The 6,631-nt window shown below is 48.2% G+C and carries 8 protein-coding genes; 6 read left to right on the forward strand and 2 right to left on the reverse strand.

Annotated features, from left to right (window positions below):
* Positions 1 to 920: 920 nt before the first annotated feature.
* Positions 921 to 1,085, reverse strand: coding sequence for a hypothetical protein (locus Q0236_RS06050; protein WP_297916053.1), 165 nt, complete (start codon positions 1,083 to 1,085; stop codon positions 921 to 923).
* A 137-nt stretch (positions 1,086 to 1,222) separates the two neighbouring features.
* Here Q0236_RS06050 and ilvC point away from each other — a divergent pair, with 137 nt between their 5' ends.
* The 6 genes from ilvC to Q0236_RS06080 all read left to right on the forward strand — a co-directional run bounded on the left by ilvC (position 1,223) and on the right by Q0236_RS06080 (position 6,274).
* Positions 1,223 to 2,245, forward strand: coding sequence for a ketol-acid reductoisomerase (ilvC, locus tag Q0236_RS06055; RefSeq protein WP_297916055.1), 1,023 nt, complete (start codon positions 1,223 to 1,225; stop codon positions 2,243 to 2,245).
* Positions 2,246 to 2,258: 13 nt separating this feature from the next.
* The gene (locus Q0236_RS06060) at positions 2,259 to 3,449 is read left to right on the forward strand and encodes a divergent polysaccharide deacetylase family protein (RefSeq protein ID WP_297916057.1); all 1,191 of its coding nucleotides are present in this window, start codon (positions 2,259 to 2,261) and stop codon (positions 3,447 to 3,449) included.
* Positions 3,433 to 4,221, forward strand: a complete 789-nt coding sequence (locus Q0236_RS06065; protein ID WP_297916059.1) for a DNA-processing protein DprA — start codon at positions 3,433 to 3,435, stop codon at positions 4,219 to 4,221. The genes Q0236_RS06060 and Q0236_RS06065 overlap by 17 nt, the downstream gene beginning before the upstream one ends.
* 539 nt (positions 4,222 to 4,760) lie before the next feature.
* Positions 4,761 to 4,943, forward strand: coding sequence for a hypothetical protein (locus tag Q0236_RS06070; protein ID WP_297916061.1), 183 nt, complete (start codon positions 4,761 to 4,763; stop codon positions 4,941 to 4,943).
* 117 nt (positions 4,944 to 5,060) lie between these two features.
* On the forward strand, positions 5,061 to 5,453 hold the full coding sequence (gene ruvX / locus Q0236_RS06075) for a Holliday junction resolvase RuvX (RefSeq protein ID WP_297916063.1): 393 nt from the start codon (positions 5,061 to 5,063) through the stop codon (positions 5,451 to 5,453).
* A gap of 641 nt (positions 5,454 to 6,094) precedes the next feature.
* Positions 6,095 to 6,274: an EthD domain-containing protein gene (locus Q0236_RS06080; protein WP_297916064.1), complete on the forward strand. Its 180-nt coding sequence runs from the start codon at positions 6,095 to 6,097 to the stop codon at positions 6,272 to 6,274.
* A gap of 162 nt (positions 6,275 to 6,436) precedes the next feature.
* Here the strand turns inward: Q0236_RS06080 and Q0236_RS06085 are convergent.
* Positions 6,437 to 6,631 (reverse strand): hypothetical protein (locus tag Q0236_RS06085; RefSeq protein WP_297916066.1); only part of this gene is annotated, 195 nt, incomplete at its 5' end.

Here is a 6,631-nt window from a genome sequence, read left to right on the forward strand (position 1 = left end):
AATAGATCAGTTAAAAATAGTGGGTAAGGTTCAGTGCAAATTTAATATCAATATAAAAATATTTTAAAATATAAGAATAACCTTAATATGTGTCTTAATCAAGAAGCGAATTCTTAAGTTTGACGGTCGTCTTTGTGTTGTTTTTTTTGTATGTGTCTTAATCGCAAAACCGAGAATAAGGTATTTTGATGATGATTAAGATACTTTAGCTTTATTAAGACACATATTTTTGATTTTTATGTGTCTTAATCATATAAATTCTTGCTAAAACTCTACTATAAAACTAAACTTAAAATGTTCCTTAATCAAAAAAACATTTTTTAAGATTAGGCTAAAAGGTTGGGGGTTATCTTTAATGTTCCTTTTTATAAAAATAGCATAAATGCGCTTTTGCGAAAGTATTAAGGAACATTAAGCTTTATTAAGGAACATATTTTTGATTTTTATGTTCCTTAATCATATAAATTCTTACTAAAACTATACTATAAAACTAAACTTAAAATGATGATTAATCGAGCGAGCGTTTTTAAGTTTAAAGTGGCTTAATCGCAAAATTTTATGATGATGATTAAAGAAAAGCACGGCAAATGCGATAAATCGTAGTATTAATCATCATTTTCTTAAAAAATATGATGATTAATCCATATTTTGCCATGCTCTCTGTGGCAAACCTTAGGCAATATTTAGCTCCGAAAAGAGGAATTCGGGATAAGGCTTTAAAATGCATTTAAATATTCGTTAACTGGGCTTTAATTGCCTATAAAGGCGTTTAAAATTTCGCTTGTTTTGGGATGAAATTGGCGTTTTGGGATCGTTGGGATTTTTGCCGCCGCAAAATTCTTGCATTACAACTGAGAGTGAAGCTTTTCAAATCGCCTATCTTAGGAACTTTCAAAAATAAGCGCAAAAATTTCCCACTCTCATTTTCTATACCCCCTCACAAAATTCTGCCCGCCGTGCGCGGAATTTTCTTTATCCTCTGTAAAATTTTCTCCACCCGCCGCGCAATCTTGCCCGGCAGCTCTGCAAAGTGCGGCGATCATCGCCTCGCCCATATTTCCGCCGCCGATAAATCCCACTTTCATTTTCGCTCCTTTTAAAGCTAAATTATGCCTCAATGATAGCTCAAAATTTCTTTATCCGCCCTTGCGGCGCGCGGTTTATCTACGTAAAAGCAAATTTTAGCTACAATCTCGCCTAAATTTTTAAAAAAGGATGCGTTATGGCAATAAACGTTTTTTACGACAAAGATTGCGATTTGGGTTTGATTAAGGCTAAAAAGGTCGCTATGATCGGCTTTGGCTCGCAAGGGCACGCTCACGCCGAAAATTTGCGCGATAGCGGCGTAGAGGTCATTGTGGGCCTGAAAAAAGGCGGCGCGAGCTGGAGTAAGGCCGAAGCAAAGGGCTTTAAAGTAATGAGCGTCGGCGAGGCTACGAAGGCTGCGGATCTTGTGATGATCCTAACGCCTGATGAGTTTCAAAGCGACATTTTCAAAGCGGAGATCGAGCCGAATTTAAGCGAGGGCAACGCGATCGCGTTCGCGCACGGCTTTAATATCCACTTCGGACAGATCGTCCCTCCAAAGGGCATCGATTGCATTATGATCGCTCCGAAAGCCCCGGGCCACACCGTTCGCAACGAGTTTGTAAGCGGCGGCGGCGTACCGATGCTGATCGCCGTTTCGCAAAACGAAAGCGGCAGAGCCAAAGAGCTCGCTCTAAGCTACGCAAGCGCGATCGGCGGCGGCCGCACCGGCATCATCGAAACGACTTTTAAAGCAGAGACCGAGACCGATCTTTTCGGCGAGCAGGCTGTGCTTTGCGGCGGACTTTGCGCGCTCATTAATGCGGGCTTTGAAACTCTCGTCGAGGCGGGATATGAGCCCGAGATGGCATATTTTGAGTGCCAGCACGAGATGAAGCTGATCGTGGATCTCATCTATCAAGGCGGCATGGCCGATATGCGCTACTCGATCTCAAACACCGCAGAATACGGCGATTACGTAAGCGGAAACCGCGTCGTAAATGAAAGCAGCAAAGCGGCGATGAAAGAGGTGCTAAAGGAGATCCAAAATGGCAAATTTGCAAAAGACTTCATCCTCGAGCGCAAGGCAGGCTACGTGCGAATGAACGCCGAGCGCAATATCACGGCAAATAGCTTGCTTAGTAAAACCGGCGAGAAGCTTCGCGCGATGATGCCGTGGATCGCCAAGGGTAAGCTCATAAACAAAGATAAAAACTGATTTCGGCTGAGCTTTGGCTAATACAAATCCACGCGGGCGCCGCAAAAAGCGCCCGATCAATTATATAGCGATCGCCTTTGTCGTAATCTTATGCTTTTTAAGCGGTGCGGTTACCTACGCGGTTTTGGATCTCGTATTTTCTGGCAATAAGGCTGCGTTGCAGCAAAGCTCGCGCAAGCAAGCCCCAGATAGCACTTCCGATTCTCGCGGTAAAAAGCCGCGTTTAAGCGCTGCGGAAAAGGAAGCTTTGATTCAAAAGGAGCTTGATAAGATCGCTGAGCAAAACGTAACCGCGCCGAAGCTTCCCGTAGAGCCTGCCTCGCAAAATTCCGCAAGACAAAATTTAACGAGGCAAAATTCCGCAAACGGCGATTCGCAAAATTCCGTAAATTCTATGGCTTCCGTAAATTCGGCGAGTGACGGACCTGACGTAAATTTTACGGCAGTAAATTCCGCATCCGAAAATTCCATAAATTCTATCGCGCAAAGCCACGTTTCTAGCGGCACGGACGATCTTTCTAAATCGCCGCGCAAGGCCCTGCCTGCAGGCTCTCGCGCAAAGCTAGCGATCATCATCGACGACGTAGGCACCGACGAGCAGGCGCAAAAGATCGCTGCGCTGCCCGTGCGCGTGACGCCGTCCATCTTCCCGCCCGAGTATCAGCGCAAGGACACGCGCTCGCTCGCTCGCGGCTTTGAGCATTACGCGATCCACCTGCCGATGGAGGCGAGCTCTGCTAAAAATAACTCCGCGACGCTGCGAGCCTCGGATAATTACGAGAAGCTGCGCGGCGTCATAGCCAAGCTGCGCGCGGACTTCCCGAACGCTAAATTTATAAACAACCACACCGGTTCTAAATTTACCGCCGACGAGCGCGCGATGCAAAACCTGCTGCGCGCGATGAACGAGCATGGATTTTTATTTATCGACTCGCGCACGAGCCCCGCTACGAAGGCTAAGGCGGCGATGAATGGGCTCGGTATGCGATACGTGCATCGCGACGTGTTTTTAGATAATCAAAATAGCGTCGCCGCGGTGCGTAAAAAGCTGCGCGAAGCCGTGACGCTTGCTAAAAAACAGGGTTACGCCATCGCCATCGGCCATCCCAAAAGCTCCACTTTGCGCGCGCTTGCAAACAGCGCCGACATCCTAGGCGAGGTCGATTTGGTCTATTTGGACGAAATTTATGAGTACTACGAGTGAGCTCGGTTTTAAAATTCCAAGCCTAGCAAGGCTCGGTGCGAGCGAGCCCGCGCAGCTGTATTTTAGGGGCGAGCCGGCGATGTTACAAAAGCGCCGCATCTCGATCGTAGGCTCGCGTAAGATGAGCGTTTATAGCAAAAATTTGATCCTGCGGCTTGCGCGCGCTTTGAGCGATGCGGACTTTTGCGTCGTAAGCGGCGCGGCGATCGGCTGCGACATAGCCGCGCACGAAGGGGCGTTTCCAAACACGATCGCGGTTTTTGGAAACGGCCTTGATCAAATTTATCCCGCGCAAAACGCCGCCATGATCGGCAAAATTTACGAACGCAGTCTCGCGCTTAGCGAGTATGAGGACGGCGTGAGCGCGCGCGGATTTCAGTTTTTGCAGCGCAACCGCATCGTCGTGGCGCTGTCCGAGGCACTGATCGTCGCTCAAGCCGAGCCCCGCAGCGGCTCGCTGCAAAGCGCGCGCCTGGCCCGCGAAATGGGCATACCCGTCTACGTGCTGCCGCACCGCATGGACGAGAGCGCGGGCACGAACGATCTGCTCGCAAAATCTCAGGCACGGCTGATCGCGGATTTTGGCGAGTTCGTAGCTTCTTTAGCTCCACAGACGCCGCAAAGCACCGAGCGCGCGCAGGATGAAGTGATGGAATTTTTAGCGCTAAATTCCGATCTGCAAGCGGCGATCGAGCGCTTCGGCGATAAAATTTACGAATACGAGCTTGAAGGCAGGATCGAAATTTTAGGCGCAAAGGTCGTGGCAAAGTAGTTGGCGGCTGGCGCTTGCTCGCTATATTTGTGCGTCGCTATTGCTTACACGGCTTGTTTGCACGGCGCGTAGTCTGCGCGGTTGGTGTTTAAATTTATAAAAAAAGCGGCTCGGTAAAATTTTACTTTCCGCAAGTTGCGCTTGAGCTTAAAACAAATCAGCGTGGTTTGTTTGTGCAGTTCCGCTTGCCCCACTTGCGGTAATGATCGGTTTGTGAATGCTTCTCGCGATCTATAAATACTTTGCGGTGCGGAATTTAAGCGTTAAAATGCATGAAATTTTCTTAAATAGCGTTTAAATGTTTGCTTGCCTATCGTGCTAAATTTTTGCGGGTAAATTTGGCTGCGGATTTCAGCGCGAGTGTAGTAGGCTAAATTTGCCGCAAGGGAAAATTTTGATCGTAGCAGTAAAATTTACGAGCTATAAAGCGTGGGGGGGGGCTTGTATCTGCTCCGTCGCGTGAATGCGAACCCGCTTTAAAATTTTGATTTTGCGTGGGGTGGGTTGGTTGCACGTCCGGCACCTGCACGGCAGGATTTATGCCCGCCGTGAGTTTGGGTGTCGCTTACGTGCAGCTCGCGTGGACTCAGTGCGGATGTACTGAGCCGGGCGCGGCGATCGAAATTTTGGAATTTGAAGCTCGTGGCACGCTAAATTTAATAGCTCGCAAGCGGCGCGAGCGAGTGAAATTTATTATGCCTATTTTGTATGAAATTTCATAAAATTCCACGGTGGAATTCTGCGATAAAATTTAGCTATGAAATTCCGATCGCGAAATTTCCGCGATAGAATTTTAATGGCGTAATTCTGCGAAATTTGATATTAGTAAAGGATGAAATTTGATAGTTGCGATCGATCTTGGGCTTAAACGTATCGGCGTGGCGGCGGCACCGGATGATAAGACGCCGCTTCCGTGCGAGCCGATCCTGCGCAAAAACCGCACCCAAGCCGCGTGCGAGCTAAGCGAGCTGCTGCGCGAAAAGGGCGCCAGCGTGCTCGTTCTGGGCGTGCCGCGTGGCGGGGCGAGCGAGGAGGAGATGAGCAGGCGCATACGCCACTTCGCCTCGCTGCTGGATTTTGACGGCGAGATAAAATTTCAAGACGAGAGCTTTTCGAGCGCCGAAGCGGCGGAGTTTGCGAGCAAAGGCGCTAAAGGCGGCGGCAAGGATCCGCGCTTTGATAGCATCGCCGCGATGATAATTTTGCAGAGGTTTTTGGCGAGCAAGGGCTAGGTTCGTACGCAGCAACGCAATTCGCGCGCGGCGGCGCAAGAGGGTTGCCGCCCGTCCGCCTTATCGCTTTTTGAATGCTCGCGGATCTTATCTCGCCCATTAAAACGAAGAGAATTTATGCGCGTCAAAAGTCGGTAAAATTTTCATCGTCTGCTAAAGCTCGGCAGAATTTTGATTTGCCCGCAAAGAGCCTGCGGAATTTATTTTGACTGTAGCCGTAAATGGCGCTTTAGGTAGTTAAACTAAGTGAGATTGACAGCGATTTAAGTTGTAAACGGCGAGGTTTATGCATTTTTGGCGATTTGTGCTCGCGCGTACGGGTGCTATTTTAAATTTTTTCAAAGTCTATTTAGACGCAAAGAATGCTAAGCAAAATTGCAAAAACGCGGATGCATCATAGAATAGGGCGCAAATTTTGCGATAAATTTCATTTAGGGAGCGGTTATGTTTAAGATCACGATGTTAGTAAAAAAGGCGCCGAGTATCACGCAGCAGGAGTTTGTGGCACACTGGGCGGCGCATTCACAAAAGGTTTTGGCTAATCAAAAGGCACTAAATATCGTCCGCTATGCAAAAACTATTCCCGTCTTTCCCGAGGGTCAAGCACCAAGCGTGAGACGGCGGCGTTTGGCTACGACGCGATGGGCGAGCTATGGTATGAAAGCGTGCAGGCGTTTGCGGACGCACGAAACAGCGAGGTAGCGCGAGCGGTGTTAGCGGAGCTGATGGCGGATGAGGCGAGGTTTTGCGATATGAAAAACTCCGTGATGTGGTTCGGCGAGGAGGAGGCCGTGATAGAGTTCGGCTCCAAAAAAGCGTAAATTTAAAGGCTGAAAGGATAAAATTTTTATGGATCGTATAAACGGCGAAAAGCGGGAATTTATCGCTCGCGGTCGATACGCTTTTTTGGCATACAGCGCGCGGAATTTCGGCGAATAGACACGAACGGATGATATGCGGCGACTTTGACTTAAAATTTAGCTTTAAATTTGAGCGCGAAATTTTAAAACGAGGTCGTAAAATTTTAAAAAGAGGCAAAATTTTAAAATTTTAAGATGGATCGCAGGTAGTTTGGAAGCGCTACTGCTTCGTTCTGCTTGCAGCCGTCGGTGGAGTTGGCAGCGGAGAGTGGAGAAGATTGCTCGTCCGCGACCGGGGTAGGTCAAAATTTTTGATGT

Source organism: uncultured Campylobacter sp., assembly GCF_938031315.1.
In the GTDB taxonomy this organism is placed as follows: Bacteria; Campylobacterota; Campylobacteria; order Campylobacterales; family Campylobacteraceae; genus Campylobacter_B.

Bases quoted from the DNA above. Each gene is read 5' to 3' on its own strand.
- Q0236_RS06050 (WP_297916053.1), bottom strand. From the start codon at position 1,085: ATGAAAGTGGGATTTATCGGCGGCGGAAATATGGGCGAGGCGATGATC.
- ilvC (WP_297916055.1), top strand. From the start codon at position 1,223: ATGGCAATAAACGTTTTTTACGACAAAGATTGCGATTTGGGTTTGATT.
- Q0236_RS06065 (WP_297916059.1), top strand. From the start codon at position 3,433: ATGAGTACTACGAGTGAGCTCGGTTTTAAAATTCCAAGCCTAGCAAGG.
- Q0236_RS06070 (WP_297916061.1), top strand. From the start codon at position 4,761: ATGCCCGCCGTGAGTTTGGGTGTCGCTTACGTGCAGCTCGCGTGGACT.
- Q0236_RS06080 (WP_297916064.1), top strand. From the start codon at position 6,095: ATGGGCGAGCTATGGTATGAAAGCGTGCAGGCGTTTGCGGACGCACGA.